General features: G+C 53.0%; 17 protein-coding genes and 1 pseudogene. 12 read left to right on the top strand and 6 right to left on the bottom strand.

From position 1 onward, the window contains the following. Positions 1 to 240: 240 nt before the first annotated feature. The 5 genes from P2R09_RS13055 to P2R09_RS13035 all read left to right on the top strand — a co-directional run bounded on the left by P2R09_RS13055 (position 241) and on the right by P2R09_RS13035 (position 6,166). On the top strand, positions 241 to 1,224 hold the full coding sequence (locus P2R09_RS13055; protein WP_003853437.1) for an arabinose ABC transporter substrate-binding protein: 984 nt from the start codon (positions 241 to 243) through the stop codon (positions 1,222 to 1,224). A 99-nt stretch (positions 1,225 to 1,323) separates the two neighbouring features. Continuing rightward, positions 1,324 to 2,844 carry an L-arabinose ABC transporter ATP-binding protein AraG gene (gene araG / locus P2R09_RS13050; RefSeq protein WP_003853438.1) on the top strand — a complete coding sequence of 507 codons (1,521 nt, stop codon included), beginning with the start codon at positions 1,324 to 1,326 and terminating at the stop codon, positions 2,842 to 2,844. 12 nt (positions 2,845 to 2,856) lie between these two features. Then, complete coding sequence (gene araH, locus P2R09_RS13045) at positions 2,857 to 3,840, top strand: L-arabinose ABC transporter permease AraH (protein ID WP_003853439.1); 984 nt, start codon at positions 2,857 to 2,859, stop codon at positions 3,838 to 3,840. Positions 3,841 to 3,916: 76 nt separating this feature from the next. Then, positions 3,917 to 4,834: an arabinose operon transcriptional regulator AraC gene (araC, locus tag P2R09_RS13040; protein ID WP_003853440.1), complete on the top strand. Its 918-nt coding sequence runs from the start codon at positions 3,917 to 3,919 to the stop codon at positions 4,832 to 4,834. 285 nt (positions 4,835 to 5,119) lie between these two features. Further along, entirely contained in the window at positions 5,120 to 6,166 is a 1,047-nt protein-coding gene (locus P2R09_RS13035; protein ID WP_275770252.1) for an oxidoreductase, read from the top strand. A 198-nt stretch (positions 6,167 to 6,364) separates the two neighbouring features. On the opposite strand, the gene P2R09_RS13030 is transcribed toward P2R09_RS13035, so the two are convergent. Beyond that, entirely contained in the window at positions 6,365 to 6,910 is a 546-nt protein-coding gene (locus P2R09_RS13030; protein WP_275770250.1) for a hypothetical protein, read from the bottom strand. A gap of 1,171 nt (positions 6,911 to 8,081) precedes the next feature. Here P2R09_RS13030 and P2R09_RS13025 point away from each other — a divergent pair. Beyond that, positions 8,082 to 8,858, top strand: a complete 777-nt coding sequence (locus P2R09_RS13025) for a hypothetical protein (protein ID WP_275770248.1) — start codon at positions 8,082 to 8,084, stop codon at positions 8,856 to 8,858. An 82-nt stretch (positions 8,859 to 8,940) separates the two neighbouring features. Here P2R09_RS13025 and P2R09_RS13020 read toward each other — a convergent pair. Then, a pseudogene (locus P2R09_RS13020) lies at positions 8,941 to 9,045 on the bottom strand (IS6 family transposase); the annotation flags it as partial. 154 nt (positions 9,046 to 9,199) lie between these two features. Between P2R09_RS13020 and P2R09_RS13015 the strand changes: the two are divergent. Beyond that, positions 9,200 to 9,739, top strand: a complete 540-nt coding sequence (locus tag P2R09_RS13015) for a hypothetical protein (RefSeq protein WP_275770246.1) — start codon at positions 9,200 to 9,202, stop codon at positions 9,737 to 9,739. A gap of 207 nt (positions 9,740 to 9,946) precedes the next feature. Here the strand turns inward: P2R09_RS13015 and add are convergent, their stop codons facing one another. The 3 genes from add to manA form a co-directional block, all read right to left on the bottom strand. Then, positions 9,947 to 10,942 carry an adenosine deaminase gene (gene add, locus P2R09_RS13010; protein WP_275770244.1) on the bottom strand — a complete coding sequence of 332 codons (996 nt, stop codon included), beginning with the start codon at positions 10,940 to 10,942 and terminating at the stop codon, positions 9,947 to 9,949. A gap of 191 nt (positions 10,943 to 11,133) precedes the next feature. Beyond that, positions 11,134 to 12,633, bottom strand: a complete 1,500-nt coding sequence (locus tag P2R09_RS13005) for a YdgA family protein (RefSeq protein WP_275770242.1) — start codon at positions 12,631 to 12,633, stop codon at positions 11,134 to 11,136. Positions 12,634 to 12,765: 132 nt separating this feature from the next. Continuing rightward, positions 12,766 to 13,941 carry a mannose-6-phosphate isomerase gene (gene manA, locus P2R09_RS13000; protein ID WP_003853447.1) on the bottom strand — a complete coding sequence of 392 codons (1,176 nt, stop codon included), beginning with the start codon at positions 13,939 to 13,941 and terminating at the stop codon, positions 12,766 to 12,768. A 197-nt stretch (positions 13,942 to 14,138) separates the two neighbouring features. On the opposite strand from manA, the gene fumC reads away from it, so the two are divergent. Continuing rightward, positions 14,139 to 15,536 (top strand): class II fumarate hydratase, encoded by a 1,398-nt coding sequence (fumC, locus tag P2R09_RS12995; protein WP_003853448.1) that lies wholly within the window; start codon positions 14,139 to 14,141, stop codon positions 15,534 to 15,536. A 44-nt stretch (positions 15,537 to 15,580) separates the two neighbouring features. On the opposite strand, the gene tus is transcribed toward fumC, so the two are convergent. Next, positions 15,581 to 16,510 (bottom strand): DNA replication terminus site-binding protein, encoded by a 930-nt coding sequence (gene tus / locus P2R09_RS12990; protein WP_275770239.1) that lies wholly within the window; start codon positions 16,508 to 16,510, stop codon positions 15,581 to 15,583. Positions 16,511 to 16,711: 201 nt separating this feature from the next. Here tus and P2R09_RS12985 point away from each other — a divergent pair, with 201 nt between their 5' ends. From P2R09_RS12985 to P2R09_RS12970, 4 genes are all read left to right on the top strand, one after another. Then, a complete protein-coding gene (locus tag P2R09_RS12985) occupies positions 16,712 to 17,899 on the top strand; it encodes an MFS transporter (RefSeq protein WP_003853453.1) in 1,188 nt (395 codons plus the stop codon). A 204-nt stretch (positions 17,900 to 18,103) separates the two neighbouring features. After that, positions 18,104 to 18,598, top strand: a complete 495-nt coding sequence (locus P2R09_RS12980; protein WP_003853455.1) for an Rrf2 family transcriptional regulator — start codon at positions 18,104 to 18,106, stop codon at positions 18,596 to 18,598. A 170-nt stretch (positions 18,599 to 18,768) separates the two neighbouring features. Then, entirely contained in the window at positions 18,769 to 19,029 is a 261-nt protein-coding gene (locus P2R09_RS12975; RefSeq protein ID WP_085980568.1) for a type II toxin-antitoxin system HicA family toxin, read from the top strand. Further along, the gene (locus P2R09_RS12970; RefSeq protein ID WP_008926241.1) at positions 19,022 to 19,378 is read left to right on the top strand and encodes a type II toxin-antitoxin system HicB family antitoxin; all 357 of its coding nucleotides are present in this window, start codon (positions 19,022 to 19,024) and stop codon (positions 19,376 to 19,378) included. Before P2R09_RS12975 ends, P2R09_RS12970 begins: the two co-directional genes overlap by 8 nt. Positions 19,379 to 19,411: the final 33 nt, after the last annotated feature.

Genomic DNA, 19,411 nt, shown 5'->3' with positions numbered 1-19,411 from the left:
TTAAGGGCCGGTTAAATTTGCTGAATATATGGATGATTTTGCCGTGATTTTAAGATGTGATACCGCTCTACATTTTTCTTCGCTAATACCGCTAATACTAGCCCAGCGTCTGGACACTCTGTCAGCACATGCCAGCCTAAAGCACTGATTTATGGCTGTACCCACAAAACAAAACTTACTGGTAGCGTTTACACCGATTCGTTATTAGCAGCGAAAAATAACCTGGTACCGGAGAGCATCATGCATAAATTCACTAAAGCATTCGCGGCCATCGGCCTGGCAGCGGTTATGTCACAATCCGCTATCGCCGAGACCATGAAGCTGGGTTTTTTAGTCAAGCAACCAGAAGAACCCTGGTTCCAGACTGAATGGAAATTCGCCGATAAAGCGGGCAAAGATCTTGGCTTTGATGTCATTAAAATTGCCGTGCCGGATGGTGAAAAAACCCTGAATGCCATCGACAGCCTGGCGGCGAACGGCGCAAAAGGTTTTGTCATCTGTACGCCCGATCCAAAACTCGGTTCCGCCATCATGGCAAAAGCGCGCGGCTACGGCCTGAAAGTCATCGCAGTGGATGATCAGTTCGTCACCGCCAAAGGCAAGCCAATGGATACCGTGCCACTAGTGATGATGGCGGCCACTAAAATTGGTGAGCGTCAGGGTCAGGAACTTTATAAAGAGATGCAGAAACGCGGCTGGGATGTGAAAACCACCGGCGTGATGGCCATTACCGCGAACGAACTCGACACCGCTCGTCGTCGTACTGGCGGCTCAATGGACGCGATCAAAGCCGCTGGCTTCCCGGCAGCCCAGATCTACCAGGTCCCAACCAAATCTAACGATATCCCTGGCGCGTTTGATGCCGGTAACTCCCTGCTGGTGCAGCATCCTGAAGTCAAACACTGGCTGATTGTCGGCATGAACGACAACACCGTGCTGGGCGGCGTACGTGCGACTGAAGGTCAGGGCTTTAAAGCGGCTGACGTCATCGGTATCGGCATCAACGGCGTCGATGCCATCAGCGAACTGTCAAAAGACAAGGCGACCGGCTTCTATGGTTCGCTGCTGCCAAGCCCGGATATCCACGGCTACAAAAGCAGCCAGATGCTCTACAACTGGGTCAGCAAAGGTGAAGAACCACCGAAATTCACCGAAGTTACAGATGTGGTGCTGATCACCCGTGACAACTTCAAAACTGAACTGGCGAAAAAAGGACTGATGTAACTCTGAGCCTGCCGGGCTGCTCGCAGCCCGGCATCCTTAATAGCCCATTTCGCGTCGCCCGCCATCACCGGCCGGTGGCGCGAAAGAGTGAGGATTAACATGAACACTGATTCAGCATTTCTGTCGTTTCATGGCATCAGTAAAACTTTCCCTGGCGTGAAAGCGTTGCAGGATATCTCCTTCGACTGCCGTGGCGGTGAAGTTCACGCTCTGATGGGCGAGAACGGCGCAGGCAAATCGACGCTGTTAAAAATACTCAGCGGCAGTTATCAGCCGAGCGGCGGTGAGATTCGTATTAAAGGCAAGCCGATGAGTTTTCAGCGCACGACGGATGCACTGGACGCGGGCGTTGCCATTATTTACCAGGAACTGCATCTGGTGCCGGAAATGAGCGTGGCGGAGAACATCTATCTCGGCCAGATTCCGCACAAACATGGACTGGTCAACCGTAAGCTGATGCGTTTTGAGGCGGGCGTACAGTTGAAAAATCTCGGCATGGATATCGATCCCGATATGCCGCTGAAATACCTGTCGCTGGGCCAGTGGCAGATGGTGGAGATTGCCAAAGCGCTGGCGCGCAACGCGCGTATTATCGCTTTTGATGAGCCAACCAGCTCCCTGTCGGCGCGTGAAATCGACAACCTGTTCCGCGTCATTCGCCAGCTCCGCGAGGAGGGCCGGGTGGTGCTTTACGTCTCTCACCGTATGGAAGAGATCTTCGCCCTTAGCGATGCCATCACCGTGTTTAAAGATGGCCGCTACGTGCGGACATTTACTGATATGGCGAACACCCATCACGACGATCTGGTGCAGGCGATGGTAGGGCGCAACCTGGGTGATATCTATGGCTACTCACCGCGTCCCAAAGGGGAAGTGCGGCTGGAGCTGGACAAGGTTGAAGCGAAGGGCGTGCGTACGCCAATTTCGCTGAAAGTCCATGCCGGTGAAATCGTTGGACTGTTTGGACTGGTCGGTGCCGGACGCAGTGAACTGCTGAAGGGCCTGTTCGGCGGCACGCGTTTGCGTGGCGGTCAGGTCATCCTGGACGGCAAGCCACTGCCGCTGCGTGAGCCGATCGATGCCATTCGTGCCGGTATCATGCTCTGCCCGGAAGATCGTAAAGCTGAGGGCATTATTCCGGTGCACTCGGTGCGCGACAACATCAACATCAGCGCCCGCCGTCACAACCTGACTGCCGGTTGCCTGATAAAAAACGGCTGGGAAAACAAGAACGCCGACAGCCATATCCGCTCGCTGAATATTAAAACGCCCAGCGCCGATCAGCTCATCATGAACCTTTCTGGCGGTAATCAGCAGAAGGCGATCCTGGGACGCTGGCTCTCTGAGGATATGAAAGTGATCCTGCTGGATGAGCCAACGCGCGGCATCGATGTCGGTGCCAAACATGAAATTTATAACCTGATTTATCAGCTGGCGAACCGGGGCATTGCGGTGCTGTTCGCCTCGAGCGATTTACCGGAAGTGATGGGCCTGGCCGATCGCATCGTTGTGATGCGTGAAGGTGCCATTGCCGGTGAACTGCTGCACGACGACGCCACGGAGCAGCAGACGCTGAGCCTGGCGATGCCCAAAACTACTCAAGCGGCCGCCGTGGCCTGACAGGAGATCATCATGGCTTCATCTACGACCTCAAATACACCGCAGCCCGCTTCACGCGGCGGCCTGCAGTTAGGTCGCATCTGGGACAACTTCGGCATGCTGGTGGTATTTGCACTGCTGTTTATTGTCTGTGCGATTTTTGTGCCGAACTTCGGCTCGTTTATCAATATGAAAGGCTTAGGGCTGGCGATGTCGATGTCCGGCATGGTCGCCTGCGGCATGCTGTTCTGTCTGGCTTCCGGTGACTTTGACCTGTCGGTCGCTTCCGTCATCGCCTGTGCGGGTGTCGTCACCGCCGTGGTCATCAATATGACGGAAAGCCTGTGGATTGGTGTGGGTGCCGGACTGGTGCTCGGCATGATCACCGGCTTTATCAACGGCTTTGTGATTGCGCGACTGAAGATCAATGCCCTGATCACCACGCTGGCGACGATGCAGATCGTACGCGGCCTGGCTTATATCTTCTCTGATGGTAAAGCAGTAGGTATCGAAGATGAGCGCTTCTTTGAGCTGGGCTTTGCCAACTGGTTGGGTGTGCCCGCGCCGATCTGGCTGACCCTGGCCACCATGGTGATCTTCGGCTTCCTGCTCAACAAAACCACCTTTGGTCGTAATACGCTCGCGATTGGCGGCAATGAAGAGGCGGCGCGCCTGGCGGGTGTACCGGTAGTACGCACCCGTATCATCATCTTTATCCTCTCCGGCCTGGTCTCTGCGGCAGCGGGCATTATCCTGGCGTCACGTATGACCAGCGGCCAGCCGATGACCTCCATCGGCTATGAACTGGTGGTGATTTCTGCCTGCGTACTGGGTGGTGTTTCACTGAAGGGCGGCATCGGCAAGATCTCTTACGTGGTGGCAGGGGTATTGATCCTCGGCACGGTAGAGAATGCGATGAATTTATTGAATATCTCGCCATTCTCACAGTATGTGGTGCGCGGTCTGATACTGTTAGCTGCGGTGATTTTTGACCGTTACAAACAGAAAAAAGCCTGATTGAGCGAGCCGTTGGCCTGCGGACGCAGAGGTGTCTGCAGGCTATCCGAACAATAACAGACTGAGTGAGGACGCTATGTATCACCGCGAATTACCGGCTGAGCAGCAAAACCCCTTGTTGCCGGGCTATTCATTCAATGCCTGGCTGGTGGCAGGGCTGACGCCCATCACTGCCGATGGTCCGCTCGATTTTTTTATCGACCGCCCGCACGGCATGAAAGGTTACATTCTGAATCTCACCATTAAAGGCAAAGGGCGGGTATTCGACGGCGAGCGGGCATTTGACTGCGAGCCTGGCGAAATGCTGCTGTTTCAGCCAAAAACCGCCCACTACTATGGTCGCGCGCCGGACAGTCCGCAGTGGTTCCACCGCTGGGTCTATTTCCGTCCGCGCGCCTACTGGCACGACTGGCTGCGCTGGCAGGATGAGCAGGAGGGTGTGGGACGACTGCTGTTACCTGAGTCACTGCGTGGCGAGTTTGACCGCCTGTTTGCCAGTATTGAGCAGACGCATAACTCGGGTCGCCGCTTTGCGGAAGAGCTGGCGATGAACCTGCTGGAACGGCTGCTGCTGCGGGCCGTTGAAGAAGATCCGCGCAGTCATCAGCTCATCCGCGATCCGCGTGTGATTGAAGCCTGCCAGTATGTGACCAACCATCTCGCCAGCGAGGTCAAGATTGAAGAGGTGGCGCGCCACGTCTGCCTGTCACCGTCGCGACTGGCGCATCTGTTCCGGGAGCAGATGGGGGTCAACCTGCTGCGCTGGCGTGAAGATCAGCGGGTCATCCGCGCCAAACTGCTGCTGCAGACCACTCAGGAACCGATCGCCTCGGTAGGGCGCGAAGTGGGTTACGACGACCAGCTCTACTTCTCACGGGTGTTCCGCAAGCGTGTCGGCGTGAGTCCCAGTGATTTCCGCCGTCGCAACCAGGACGCGCACGACAGCCTGGCGGCGCAGACGGCCTGGCCCCTGGCGCGAAGTGCTATCTCTTAGTTTTTTCGGGGGATTCCTCCTTGTCCTCACCTGGTTAATAGTCTTAAATCAATCGGGTTATCAACGAAGATTCTACCCATCAGGCTATTTTTAGTCAGTCTGAACCTGGACAGTGCTCACACAGGCTGCTTTAGCAACCTGAACGCCCGTCAGGGCGGCCCTGAAGGGGCGAGCGCAGCGAGTAATCCTCACGTAGTACGTGTACGTCTGGTCGTTCCGCGCTGTCTGTGTTCAGTCTGTCTGCGACGATGACGCCTGATGGATCAGAATCCATGAGGAATCCAAATGAGCGATAAATTACGTGTTGGTCTGATCGGCTACGGTTTTGCCAGTAAAACGTTTCATGCCCCGCTGATTGCAGGGACGCCGGACGTTGAGCTTGCAGCCATTTCCAGTAGCGATGCCAGCAAAGTCCACGCCGACTGGCCTGCTGTTGAGGTGGTGGCCGACCCTCAGGCGCTGCTGGACGACCCGACCCTGCAACTGATTGTTATTCCTACTCCTAACGACACCCATTTCCCGCTGGCCAAAGCCGCGCTAAACGCCGGTAAACATGTGGTCGTCGATAAGCCGTTTACCGTGACGCTGTCACAGGCTCGCGAGCTGGATGCGCTGGCAAAAGCCAAAGGTTTGCTGCTATCGGTGTTCCATAACCGCCGCTGGGACAGCGACTTCCTGACGCTGAAATCCCTGCTTGAAACGGGCTCGCTGGGTGAGGTGCGTTACTTCGAATCTCACTTTGATCGCTTCCGTCTGGAAGTGCGTAATCGCTGGCGTGAAATGAAGGGCGCAGGCAGCGGAATCTGGTATGACCTGGGTCCGCATCTGCTGGATCAGGCGCTACAGCTGTTTGGCCCGCCGGTCGCCATCAATGTCGATCTGGCTGAGATGCGTCCGGGCGCGCAGACCACCGACTACTTCCACGCCACGCTGACTTATCCGCAGCGCCGCGTAGTGCTGCATGCCAGCATGCTGGTGGCGGCGGAATCTGCCCGTTATACCGTGCACGGCACACGCGGCAGTTACGTTAAATATGGTCTTGACCCGCAGGAAGATCGCCTGAAGTCGGGTGATTTCCCGCCGCAGGCGGACTGGGGTTATGACATGCGCGACGGTACGCTGACGCTGGTCGACGGTGATTCACTGACGGAAACCACGCAGCTGACGCAGCCGGGCAACTATCCCGCTTACTATGCGGGCATCCGCGATGCGATAGCCGGACGTGGCAACAATCCGGTGACGGCAGAAGAGGCGATTCAGGTGATGGAGTTGATTGAGCTGGGTCTGCAATCCGCCGAGAAACGCCAGACGATGTCGCTGAAACGCGTTTAATGGGTGAGTGTTTAACGCAGTAAGCAAAAAACGAAACGGGCCGGATAGCCGGCCCGTCACTCTGTTGCCACAACCCACTCAGAACGATGCTTAAAACAGCGCAAACCGCGTTGTATATTTTAGGTTTTGGGGAGCAGCGAAACCTGCATCCCAGTTAACTGGCCAATTAAATTAACCCGTTACTTAAGACGAAAATTGTCAATATAAGCGCGTGATATCCAGCATTTTTGCATGGGTAAGCGAATATTGGGAGGGACTGAGTCTGATTCTTTGTCTCGCCAGATTCATCGCCTGCTGACTAGCGCCTGAGAAATCTCGTGGATTTTGACCTTCTGTTATGACACAACCGTTTCGGTAGTGAAAATTAAACGTTTTAGGGAAAAAACCAGAATAATAAGAATTGGAATAGTGTGCTGAAGCGCCCTGTGATTTCATATAATTGACAATTTGATTGCCAATATAACTGCTGGGAGGAGAGCAGCGCAAATAACTTTGTTTTCCATCTCCACCAAAAACAGTGGCTTTAAGCGAACTCATCCTTATGCCATCAATCTCAAGGGAACGTTTAATATCCTGTAAGTTTTCTCTTAATCCCAAGTATGTATCGAAATGTGCACAGAGAAGATAATCATGTTGATCTGATAAAGCATAAAGCCCTATGCAAGTTTGTATCGCAGGCATTGACAGGTCTAACCCATTTCTTTTAAAGATACCGTATTGGCCTTGAAATACCACAACTCTCATAATATTCATATCCTGGTTGTATTGGATTTATTTTGAGCTCAGCCTTATGTATTGAGCGTGTCAGGAATCAGGTTTGATCGGTAGCCAAAAATCAACCAACTTATTTACATCGCAGATTTTCATTTTTAGCCATCTCGTATACGACTGCCAGATTGTCGATTTCAATTTTAGGGATCTGAATACAGCATTCATTTCTCAAGCCTGTATAAGCAGCCCTTTTTACATTGCTCTGATTATTCGACAAAAAAATCATTGTGGATATATATGGTGTAAAAAATCGCGTATATAGATTTATAATCGATGCTTAAAGGTTTTTTTGGTTATTGATCCCGGCTTTCACGATGTCAGCGGGTGGCAGCATAACGCGAGGCTTCTGCAAGCGCTTAAACATGTCAGGCCTGTCTGTTAATCCCGCGTTTGTAGCATCACGACTAATCCCTCAAATTATCTTTCATTTGCTTTTCTATGTTTCATAATGCTCCTGATGTTAAACATTCGAATGCCATTACGCCTTAAAAGATCTGACGGAGAGATGTTAGGGTTGAGTTGTCATGTGATGTTTAATATGTAAAAAGGAGGCTGGTGAGAGAGAAGGGGATTAATCTGTTATTCATCAGGGATGTTCATATTTCATAAATCAGATAAATAGTTACATTCAATCCGTTCCTCGCGCCTGCGCGACTTGTTCGGAACGGGCGATAAAATTTAATTAATTGCCACTCACTACGGGACGCGTTAAATTGATCGTTATTGACGTTCAGTTTTCCTTGTGAATAATTGCATTCAGTCATGATGCGGGTGTTTTAATGTTTCCTCTTTTATTGATTTAACTTTGGGTTCCATTTTGTCATCGTCATCAGAATTATGTCTGTTGATTTATGCCGGGGTAGCCACTTAGAATTAACGGACAATGATTGATTGTATCTGACCTGATGGGCAGTGAATGCTATTAGTGTATTCGTGTCAATACTGCAAAGTTTAAATGTTTTTTCTTCGGGAGAAGAAAAATAAAAAAATATTCTGGCTTCGTTATTGCTGTATTGATGGCAGGATCGTTCTCCACTATTACTGACGTAACGCCTGAGTCGGTTAACGTTGATGTAATACAGCTCGCAGATGCGGCATGACGATAACGTTGCCTCATAGGCTAAATCAACGAAAAGGGGACCTGATGTTAAATAGACGTGTTGTAATGAAATTACAGCAAATAATAACGACGTTCGTAATATCTGCATCGGTCTTATCTGCGCATGGTCAGGATATGGGCGCCTTTGCGCCACGCACGATAAACGTACCTGCCGTCCAGGCAGGGTTAACGGGCCCTTGGGTGGAGAGCTCCTACGCCCTGCAACTCATGTTGTGGCGGCAGGAACCAAACTGGAGCCAGACTGGCTGGTTTGTTGCGGACGAGCTATTTCCGTTTATACGCGCCAATGTTTCAATAGAATGCGTGGACCTCTTCGGAACTCGTTACGCTCATACGTTTACGTGGTGGCGCGGCGAGCCCTGGGACCTCGGCATCGCGTTACCCCGACCACCAACATGTACCATTACAGGCGGGACTATCACAAACACAACGTCAACGACCTATAATAACCTCTTCATTGGCTTTGCCTCCAGGATGGGCGGCAACTTTTGGCGAGGAGGCGGCGCAACGCGGATAGATATACCGGGTGGTACAGAGTGTGTCGCCAGCATTAATGACTTAAACCTGGGAACCTTATACGCCAGGGATTCAAAAAACGTGCAGTGGCCTTACACAACCACGAATGGAAAGATCGAACTGACAGGAAACGATATTTCGCAGAGTGGAATAATGAGGCTGGGAGGGGCCGACATTGAAATTCGCCCGGATAACGACGTGTACATCAAATATGATGGAAATGCGACACGTTGGGTCGCACCCAATAATACGAGTGGGAGCGGTGTGATTCCTCTGTCGGTGTAAAGTTAGCCCAACCCAGTCAGGAGGTCATTTCAGGTCCACTTTGACGGCCAGACTGACCTGTGAATAATGTTCGCCAGTCTGATTCAGTTTCAGGTGAATAACGCTGATCCCAGCGGTAAACCGCGGAGTGATCAACGCTGACACCGCGTTCAGCCAGGATCGCCTGACATTCACGATAGCTGTTGCCGTTAAGCGAAAGAACCTTCGGACCCAGCTTGTGTATTATCGATTTATCATACAATTAATATGCTTATGATATATCCGGCTACATCTACAACAACAGGATTTGTTAATGCCGACCGCAATGTCCATTGCGTTATGGCTGATGGAGAACTATAGCAATGAAATGTCTGATAAAAAGCCGCGGGCGAGTGAGCATAACGAAAAAAAGATTGAAGCATGAGATATCCTCGCCAGTGGATCTGTTTTATAACGATAAGCGATGTTACAAAAATCAGTATCCGGATAAATTGTTAAGCGAAAATTTAAATATCAATAAAATAAAACCTAAAGTCGCTGAAATAAATAATTTATACCAATTAAAGGAATATTTAAAAGCTGTTGGGATGAGCCTGATATCTGACGTTGCGCTGAAGTTTGTTATAACTAAGCAAAGGAAGTTGCTCCTTGGTGAATTTATTAAACGTTCCAGAAACGAGTATGTCACCCATCCTGCAATAATAAATTCTCTCGGATACAACGCTGCTGAAGAGGTTCTTGCCGCAGGAAGAATAGTGGGTTTTTCTGATTACAGCGGTAATTTACAGATTTTCGCAACCAATGAATCAGGGCACTTTAAACCGGGAAATGAATCAATAAAACATCTTGATGCTTTAATTCGGCGTTGGGGAGGATATGGCGCTTTCGATGATGACGATTGATAAGTCTGGCGACTCGCATTCGAAATCCGGTGATGCCTCTGATTGGTTAAATCGGATGTATGATGCGAGCTTTTGCGTCTTTCCGATCTGACTGTGTTCCCTTCGCATTAAGCTGGTTAGTTTCGGCCAGAATCGTTTGGAATTCGTTGTGGCAGTAGAGTGACGGGCCGGTAATCCGGCCCGTTTTTTATGGCTGACGCCAGCAGATTACTGCACGCGGGCCCGAATAGCCGCTTTCTCTGCGTCGCTGAGGAAGGCAATCGTCAGGCCATTTTCCTGCGCCTGACGAATCTGCGCTGCGCTTAGACCGGCGGCCGGTGCGGCGTGCTGATACTCATGTGCCAGCTCAATGCCCTGAACGGCCGGATCGTCGGTGTTGATCGTCGCCAGAATGCCATGCTCAAGGAAGGTCTTCAGCGGATGCTGCGCCAGTGAGGGCACCGTGCTGGTCTGGATATTAGATGTCAGGCAGGATTCAATACCGATACGGTGCTCCGCCAGGAAATCCATCAGCGCGCGATCTTCAATCGCTTTCACGCCGTGACCGATACGCTCAGCACCCAGCTCCCGAATTGCCTGCCAGATGCTTTCCGGACCGGCGGCTTCGCCCGCATGCACGGTCACGCGGAAACCGGCATCGCGTGCCTGGGTAAAGTGGCTCAGAAACTCGCTGCCCGGGAAGCCCAGCTCATCACCCGCCAGATCGACTGCGGTGATGTGATCGCGATGAGCCAGCAAACCTTCCAGCTCGCTCAGGCAGGCATCTTCGCCAAAGGTACGGCTCATAATACCAATCAGACGTACATCGATATCGTGCTGCTGACGGCCTGCACGCACGCCGTCGATAACGGCTTCGACCACACCGGCAATCGGCAGGTTGTGGGTCATGGCCATATAACCTGGGGAAAAACGCAGTTCAGCATAATGAATGCCTGCACGGGCGGCATCTTCGACATTCTCCTGCGCGATCCGGCGGCAGGCATCCAGATCACCCAGCACTTTCACGCCCCAGTCGAGCTTCTGCAGAAAGCTCACAAGGTCAGGTTCATTCTCGCCGACCTGTACATGCGGAAGCAGCGTCTCAAGCGTGGTAGCGGGCATTGCGAGATTAAACTGGCGACCTAAATCGAGAATGGTTTGTGCACGGATGTTGCCATCAAGGTGGCGGTGAATATCAGTCAGAGGAATTTTAGAATCGATCATGGCGCACTCGCTCAGTTGTCGGTGAAGTGCAGAGCATTATAAAAATATCTTGCGCAACCGCGCCAGCTATTTGCGCAACAGCCGCGCCGGATGCTGCTTAATTACCCATAACCGGTGGAAAAAGAGCGGTTCGCGACGGACAGACATGAAAAAAGCGACCCGAAGGTCGCTTTTCCTGGAAGCCAGCTCGATTACTGCGGCATGCCTTCGCTGGTGGGCATACCCAGCATATAGCGTGACATAAACTGCTCCAGCGTCATCTTGTCGCCGTTCATGTTCACCTGACCGTTGGCATACTGCAGGCTGGTCACAATGTTATTATCCTGCTGCTGAGTCAGGCGGAACATCTGACCCATCGCCGCCAGACCTTTCACCTGCTGATCCGCCAGTTTTTGGGCGTCGTCGGCCTGATAACCTTCAGCCAGACCTACCTTACGCATGGTTTCGGTCGCCATCGGCATGTTGATGACCAGTTTGCTATCCAGGCTTTTCAGCACCCGATCAACCATGGCGCTGAGGGTCTGCGCTTCGCCGGTGACGGTGGACGGATCGTTGAAGCTGGCGGTCAGATTGAAGGTACTTTCACCTTTATCGTTTTTCCAGCTCAGCGGAGCGATGCTGATGGATGGCGAGCCTTTCAGCAGCATCGACAGGTTGTTCATCAGAATCTGATGAACGCCCGCCTGATAGCGAATAGGGTCTTCCGCAACGCCAGGCTGGCTCAGCAGTTCCTGCATCTGCGCGTTGTAACGATCGGAGAAGGCTTTGACTGCCTGGGCATCAAACTGGGACAGCTTCATTTTCAGGGCTGCCTGACCAAAATCCTGTTTCTGCAGCTGAACGCCTTCAACCTTGTAATCGATATTGCCGCCAATTTTACCGGCGCTGTTATCGAATGAGGAGGTGCCTTTCATTTTATTCAGCGTCAGGGCATCCTGGCCATTGATGCTGGCATTCACCTTCTCAATGTCGACCGACTGGTCGCCGATACGCACGCCTTCCGGGCTGAGATGGGTGTTACCGCTTAGCTTCAGACCATTAATGGTGAAGAGGACAGGCTGGCCCATCTCATTTTTGCTGGTCAGCGCGAGGCTATCAACGTCACCGTCCAGCGACACTTTATCGCCTTTGTTATCTGCACTGACGTTGAAGGTGCCGCCATTGGTGGCCAGGCGTTCGCCGGTTTGGGCATTCTGATAGTCAACCGGCAAGACGCGCAGCGCGGTATCCGTGGCGCCGCTGTAACCAATGCGGGTGTCTGCGTTAATCAGAGACTTGTTCCCGGTCAGTTCAAACAGTTTTTTCACCGCATCGGTGTTAGCCAGTTCGGTATGAACCGATGCCATGCTTGGAATCAGATTGAAATGCTTCAGCTGCGCGAACGGGAAAGGACCATGATCGATGGTCTCATTCAGGATGATGCTCTGACCCGGTTTCAGCAGCGGATTATCTTCCGTCTGTGAGCTGGCCTGAACCACCAGATTTACTTTGCTACTGAACATGCCGCGCTGATAGTCCTGATAGCTGATCTTCAGTCGGCTGTTTGGAGCATAAGCATTCAGCTGAGCGTTGGCATTTTGCACCAGCTCGTCCCTGTGGCTTTCAATCTGCTTGCCGGTGAACCATGCCGCGCCAGTCCAGACTACGCCCAGTGCGATGATCACACCTACGGCAACATTGGTCTTTTTCATTGCTGATTCGTCCTTATCCTTGAGTCCGCTTATGCCGCAGGTTTAGCCTGGCGACCGAAGAAAAACGCCCGCAGGCGTTTAAAAGCTAATAGGTTGAAATAATAGCAGTTAACAGGCATGCCGTCAGCCGCTTCACCCTAAGTCGTTAAACACCCGCGCCAGTCGGCCCGTGCCAGCCGCCGTAACCGGTGATTCGCTGGCGGCAATGAAGCAGGACTCGCCAGGCTTCAGCGTCACCTGCTGCTCGCCTTTGGCGATCACGGCCTGGCCTTCGATGCAGAACATTATCGCGGCGCTCTGCTGCGCCAGCGACTGGGGTTGTGCATTGAGACTGTGAATAGCAAAGGCAAAATCGTCGACCGGAATCGGGAAGCGCAGTGTGTTGCCCTGGTGCTCCGGCGCTGTCAGCAACGCATTAGCGGGCTTCTCATCGAACTTCAGATTAGCCATCAACTCGGCAATATCGATATATTTCGGGGTTAAACCGGCCCGCAGGACGTTATCGGAGTTTGCCATCACCTCCAGTGCCACGCCTTTCAGATAGGCGTGCGGGGTTTCCGCGTAGAGGAACATCGCCTCGCCAGGTTGCAGGGTAATGACATTCAGCAGCAGCGGTGAAAACAGGCCACTGTCGTCAGGATACTCTGCCGCAATCATACGGATGGTTTCCCATGGCTCGCCCTGTTGCACGTCAAGCGCAGATTTCAGCACGCCCAGCGCCAGCGATTTCGCCTCGCCCTCCAGTGACAGCAGGGTAGAGAACAGCGCGGCCAGCGTATCCTTTTCAGGGTGCTGCAAAAAATGCGCAATCTGTGGATGTGCGCCCGCCACCGGTTCCAGCAGTGAAACCATCTGCGTCAGTGTGCGAAAGCCATTCATCGCCTGAAACGCAGTCAGCGCGTAGACCAGCTCTGGCTTGTGGTTGGCATCTTTATAATTGCGCTCAGCCGCAGCCAGTGGAATACCCGCTGCATTCTCACGCGCAAAACCCACTTCGGCTGCATGCTTGCTGGGATGAACCTGAATCGACAGCGGTTGATCGGCACATAACACTTTGAACAGGAAAGGCAATTCACCAAAACGCTGCGCCACCGCATCGCCCAGCATCGCCGCAGGCGAAGCATCAATCACGTCACGCAAAGAACGCTCGCTGCCCTGATCAATAACGGTTGAAGGGCTTTTCGGATGTGCGCCCATCCAGAGTTCCGCCATCGGCAGCCCTTTGGGGTTCTCAACCCCATAAAGTTCAGTCAACGCAGTTTTGCTGCCCCACGCGTAGTTTTGCAGCGAATTGTTCATTTTTTGCATCGCATAATCCTTTATCACGGGAAATTATTGCGGCTATTAAAGCAGAAACTACCGGTAAAAATACATATCCAGCGCAAAAGGACGCTAAGCTCTGATAATGTTAAATTATTGTATATTACTATTCTGACTGCCTGGCAGCCGATCGTGATCACGGACCAGGCGGTCATTCTTTAAAACAAGGTGAAGGAGACGTATTCATGGCAGCCAACCGCATTGAGAAAGATTCAATGGGCCCCATCGACGTACCGGTAGACAAACTGTGGGGCGCGCAGACGCAGCGCTCACTGGAACACTTCCGCATCTCAACTGAAAAAATGCCGACCGCGCTGGTGCATGCACTGGCACTGACCAAGCGCGCCGCCGCCAGCGTGAACCGCGATCTGGGCCTGCTGCCCGCAGATCGCGCCGATGCGATTATCAGCGCGGCGGATGAAGTGCTGGCGGACAAGCATGCGGATGAATTCCCGCTGGCAATCTGGCAGACCGGTTCCGGCACGCAGACCAATATGAACATGAACGAAGTGCTGGCGAATCGCGCAAGTGAAATCCTCGGCGGCGAGCGCGGTATGTCGCGGCTGGTCCATCCCAACGACGATGTGAACAAGAGCCAGAGCTCCAACGATGTCTTCCCGACGGCGATGCATGTCGCCGCCGTGATTGCCCTGCGCGAACAGCTGATCCCACAAATTCAGGTACTGAAAAAGACGTTGAGCCAGAAGTCTGACGCCTTTAAAGATATCGTCAAAATTGGCCGTACTCACCTGCAGGATGCGACGCCGCTGACGCTGGGCCAGGAGATTTCCGGCTGGGTGGCGATGCTGGAGCATAATCTGAAGCATATCGAACAGAGCATTCCGCACGTGGCGGAACTGGCGCTGGGCGGAACCGCAGTTGGCACCGGCCTGAATACCCACCCGGAATATGCAGTGCGCGTGGCGAAGGCGCTGGCCGACCTCACGCAGCAACCGTTTGTCACTGCGCCTAACAAATTTGAAGCGCTGGCCACCTGTGATGCGCTGGTGCATGCGCATGGCGCGTTGAAAGGGCTGGCTGCTTCACTGATGAAGATCGCCAACGATGTGCGCTGGCTCTCATCCGGTCCGCGCTGCGGCATCGGCGAAATTGCTATTCCTGAAAATGAACCGGGTAGCTCCATCATGCCAGGCAAAGTGAATCCAACGCAGTGCGAAGCGATGACCATGCTCTGCTGCCAGGTGATGGGCAACGATGTCGCCATTAATATGGGCGGCGCGTCCGGTAACTTTGAGCTCAATGTGTTCCGTCCGATGGTGATCCATAACTTCCTGCAATCGATTCGTCTGCTGGCAGATGGCATGGACAGCTTTAATCATCATTGCGCTGTCGGCATTGAGCCGGTGCGCGAGCGTATCGACCAGCTGCTGAACGAGTCACTGATGCTGGTGACGGCGCTCAATACCCATATTGGCTATGACAAAGCGGCAGAAATTGCCAAGAAGGCGCACAAAGAGGGGCTGACGTTAAAAGGCTCCGCGCTGAAGCTGGGTTATCTTACCGAAGAAGAGTTTGATGCCTGGGTCCGGCCGGAAGAGATGGTCGGCAGCATGAAGTCCTGATATTCAGGATGAGTCAGAGGCCAGCAGATGCTGGCCTTTTTTATTCAGAGGGGGCAATCAACCCACAGATGCAGGCGGGGTATCAGCAGATTCAGTGGCTCAGCGGCCGGTTTATGACGATGCGTTATGTTATCGGCGTCGTAATTGAGTAACTCGCCCAGCACCGGAACCTGAGTGCGATCGCGACAGATCACCAGTATTGGCGACGGGCAGGCCAGTTGCGTTTGCTTTTGTTCATCCGCGCGCCAGACACGAGCCACCGGCTGAACTTTTACGGGACGCTTGATTTTAAGCCGTGCCGAAGCGGGCAGGGCGCGTACGCTTGCCAGCTCCTCCTGCACTTTTTCCGCCCACTGTTCCCGTGACCACGGTGTCTTCGCCCGTCCCGACTTCAGGCTTTTTTCCAGCTGGGCGATCACCTCTTCGCGCCTGAGATTCTTGATAATGTGCTTGTTGGCCCAGCCGAAACGCAGGCTGTCTGGCGCGCTCAGCAGGGTAATGGTGCGATAGGCATTCAGGGTAATCAGCCCGCGCAGGTGCTGGTGGACAAACTCAAAACGCGCTTCACTCGGCAGCCCTGAATCCACGGTAATCAGCTGCTCCAGCCTTGCTTTCAGCTGGTTGATAAGTTCGACCAGCGAGACGATTTCCGCTTCCTGTTGCGCATCACATTCAATACAAAGTGCGCCGGGTAAGCGTACGGCTGCTTTCGTGCTCAGCTGTTCAGACTGGTGCTGCATAAAAAGGCGGCAGTAGTGGTCAAGCGCCATCTTTAACGCGCGCTCACCAAGATGCTGCTCAACGGCAATCCGGGTAATCGCCTCATGTTCGCGGCCTTTAACCACGGGCGGCAGGCTGAAGACACGGGCGATCAGCAAGGGTGTCGCTTCAATCTGCTGACGCAATTCACCCAGTGCCAGTTCCAGATCGTTAACACACTGATGCATATCAGCCACTAAGTCATAGCGCGTCATGTTGTGCCTCCATAGTTACAACGTCCACAATGTGGCAGAAGCGTCGGAAGGATGCAAGCGCCATATAGTTACAACATACTATAAGGTTTAATCAAAAAACCGTGCGGTCTGTCTGGCCTGCCAGCGAAAAGGAGATCACGCATTTTGGCTTATCGCAGAACATGTTATAAAACGGTTCGCCTGCTAATGGAGAGACCCCTTGTGAATCAGAACATCAAACCCGGCATCGCCGCCATTTTTACCCTTGGCTGGGTACAGATACTTTCCTGGGGCGGGTCGTTCTACCTGATGGCGGTAATGGCGAATCCGATTGCCGCAGAGACCGGCTGGTCACAGCAGTGGATTTACGGCGCGCTATCAACCGGCATTCTGGTGTCGGGCCTGCTGTCACCGCTGGCGGGCAGAATTATCGCCCGAACCGGTGGCCGCCTGCTGCTGGCACTGAGTGGCGTCGTGATGGCGGTGGGGCTGGTGATAATGGCTTACAGCGTCACGCTGCCGCTGTTTCTGTTCGCATGGGTAATTATTGGCATCGGAATGGCGATGGGCCTCTATGATGCGCTGTTTGCCACCCTCGGCACCTGCTATGGCGGTAAGGCGCGTTCCGCGATTACCAGCATTACACTGATTTCGGGCTTCTGCACCACGCTGGTCTGGCCAGGCACGGCGTTGTTAATTCACGGCTTTGGCTGGCGGGATGCCACGTTGATTATTGCAGCCATGATGGTGGTCTGCGTTTTGCCTGCTTATCTGTTTGCCATACCGGCAAACCACGCGAAGCAGCCTGTGAAAAGACGGAGCAGGGAGCCTGCCTCAGCGGAGATCGAACCTGCGCTGTTCTGGCTACTGTGCGCCATTTTTACGCTGGCGTCCGTGATCATGACAGCGATTTCGGTCCAGCTCATCGCTTTGTTGCAGGCGACGGGCCATACGCTGACCTCGGCGCTGGCGATCAGTGCTGTGATGGGTCCGTGTCAGGTGGGATCCCGACTCGTCGACATCGCCTTTAAGCGCAGTCATCCCATTCGAACCACCTTTTTCTCCGTCGGACTGGTCGCCGCAGGCTTGCTGTTGCTGGCGATCTTTCCACAGATGGCGATACTGAGCATGGTGTTGTATGGCGCAGGAAATGGCTTACGTGCCATCGTGCGCGGAACTTTGCCGCTGGTGATGGTCAAACCAGAGTCTTACGCAATCGTGGTGGGCAAAATGGCCCGCCCGGCATTAATGGGACAGGCGCTGACACCGCTGATTGGTGGATATGTGTTTGAAAGAATGGGCGCGCCGGCGACGCTGTGGTTGCTTTGCACCTTAGCAATCTTTAACGTGGTACTGGTTATGGCGCTGAAGCAGCGATTACCGGCGGTATCGGTCACCACCGCCCGATAGCAGGGGCCATTAAGTTTTGAGAGAAGCGTGCCGTTAGCAGGCTAAGCACCTTGTGCTATCGGGCCTCCGCCTTTGGTGAATACGTGCCTTGTCACCGCTGGCTTGCTTCAAAAAAGCAACAGTGTTTGTTATATTTATTGCTCATTGATTGTTCACTTATGCGGCAATAAAACAATAAGATCCACCGCAACTCAGGATAAAGAAATGCTTGATTATCGCTTCCCGACAGCTTTGCAAATGGTTCTGAGCGTAGCGATGGCGGAGCAAATGGGTAAACGCTCTACCAGCGCGATTCTGGCCTACGGGCTTGAAGCGAATCCCAGTTTCATACGAAAATTAATGGTTCCGCTGACCCGTGACGGCATTATCGTCTCGACGCTGGGCCGTACAGGCTCCATTCACCTGGGCCGTCCTGCTGCGGAAATTACCCTGCGGGATATCTATGTCTCCGTCATCGAAGACAAAAAAATCTGGGCCGCGCGTCCTGATGTCGCACCGCGTTGTCTGGTCAGTGCCAACCTCTGCTGGTACTTTAAGTCGATAGCTGATGAAGCCGAGCAGGCGTCGCTGGATGTGCTGGCAAAACGCACCGTGGCAGACGCGCTGAATGAGCTGAAGGTACGCGATACCAGCAACTGCACTGCCGTGCCAGAGCCTGAACCCGAAGAGATTGATGACCTCTGCAAAAAGAGCCGCTGATAGCGGCTTTTTTTATGCCTGCTGAACGTCCATTTCTGAGCCACTTCTTTGCCAAACCTGCAATGCAGGCCTTCTTTCCGAAAATTCCATCTTGAACTCTTACCGCGTAGCAATAGAATGACTTCACAGGATGAAGTCACGGAGGTCAGGGTGAACGCCGTTGTCAGGGAATTACGGAAAAACAGCGTGAAATACTGGCGCAGATTTTTCAAATGCCCCCACCGTGCGGACTGAAATGGCTGGCAGTTGAGTCAATAATCAGGGCGCTGGGTGGTGAGATTAAAGAAGGCAGGGGTTCAAGGGCCCGCTTTCTTCTCAGAGGAAAAATAGCGCGTTTTCACCGGCCGCATCCTTCGCCAGACACCGACAGAGGTGCTGTTGTTAATCTGCGCGAATGGCTGGAAAGTATTGGAGTTGATCCCTATGAATAATCGTTCAAATTCATCAATCACCGTCGCCGGGCAACCCGCGGTGATCACCTATGTCCCCGAACTCAATATGTTCCGTGGACGCTTTACTGGCCTGTCAGGTTACTGTGATTTTGTCTCTGACAGCGTACAGGGCCTCTACAAAGAGGGCGACATTTCGCTGCGCGAATACCTGGAAGATTGTGCAGCCTCCGGCATCAATCCTTACGCTGAGCAGGAAAAAATCAAAACCTTCACGCTGCGATACCCTGAATCGCTGGGAGAGCGCCTGACTCAGGCGGCAGCTGAAAATGAAACCTCACTCAATGCGTTTATCATTGAAACGCTGAATGAAAAATTAAGTCAGCGTTAACCCGCGAAGCCGGATTGACAGGCAATCAGTGAA

Source organism: Pantoea sp. Cr_R13, assembly GCF_029222565.1.
Lineage (GTDB): Bacteria > Pseudomonadota > Gammaproteobacteria > Enterobacterales > Enterobacteriaceae > Pantoea > Pantoea eucalypti.
The sequence above is the reverse complement of the archived record's forward strand: the minus strand, read 5'-3'. Positions and strand labels throughout refer to the sequence as shown.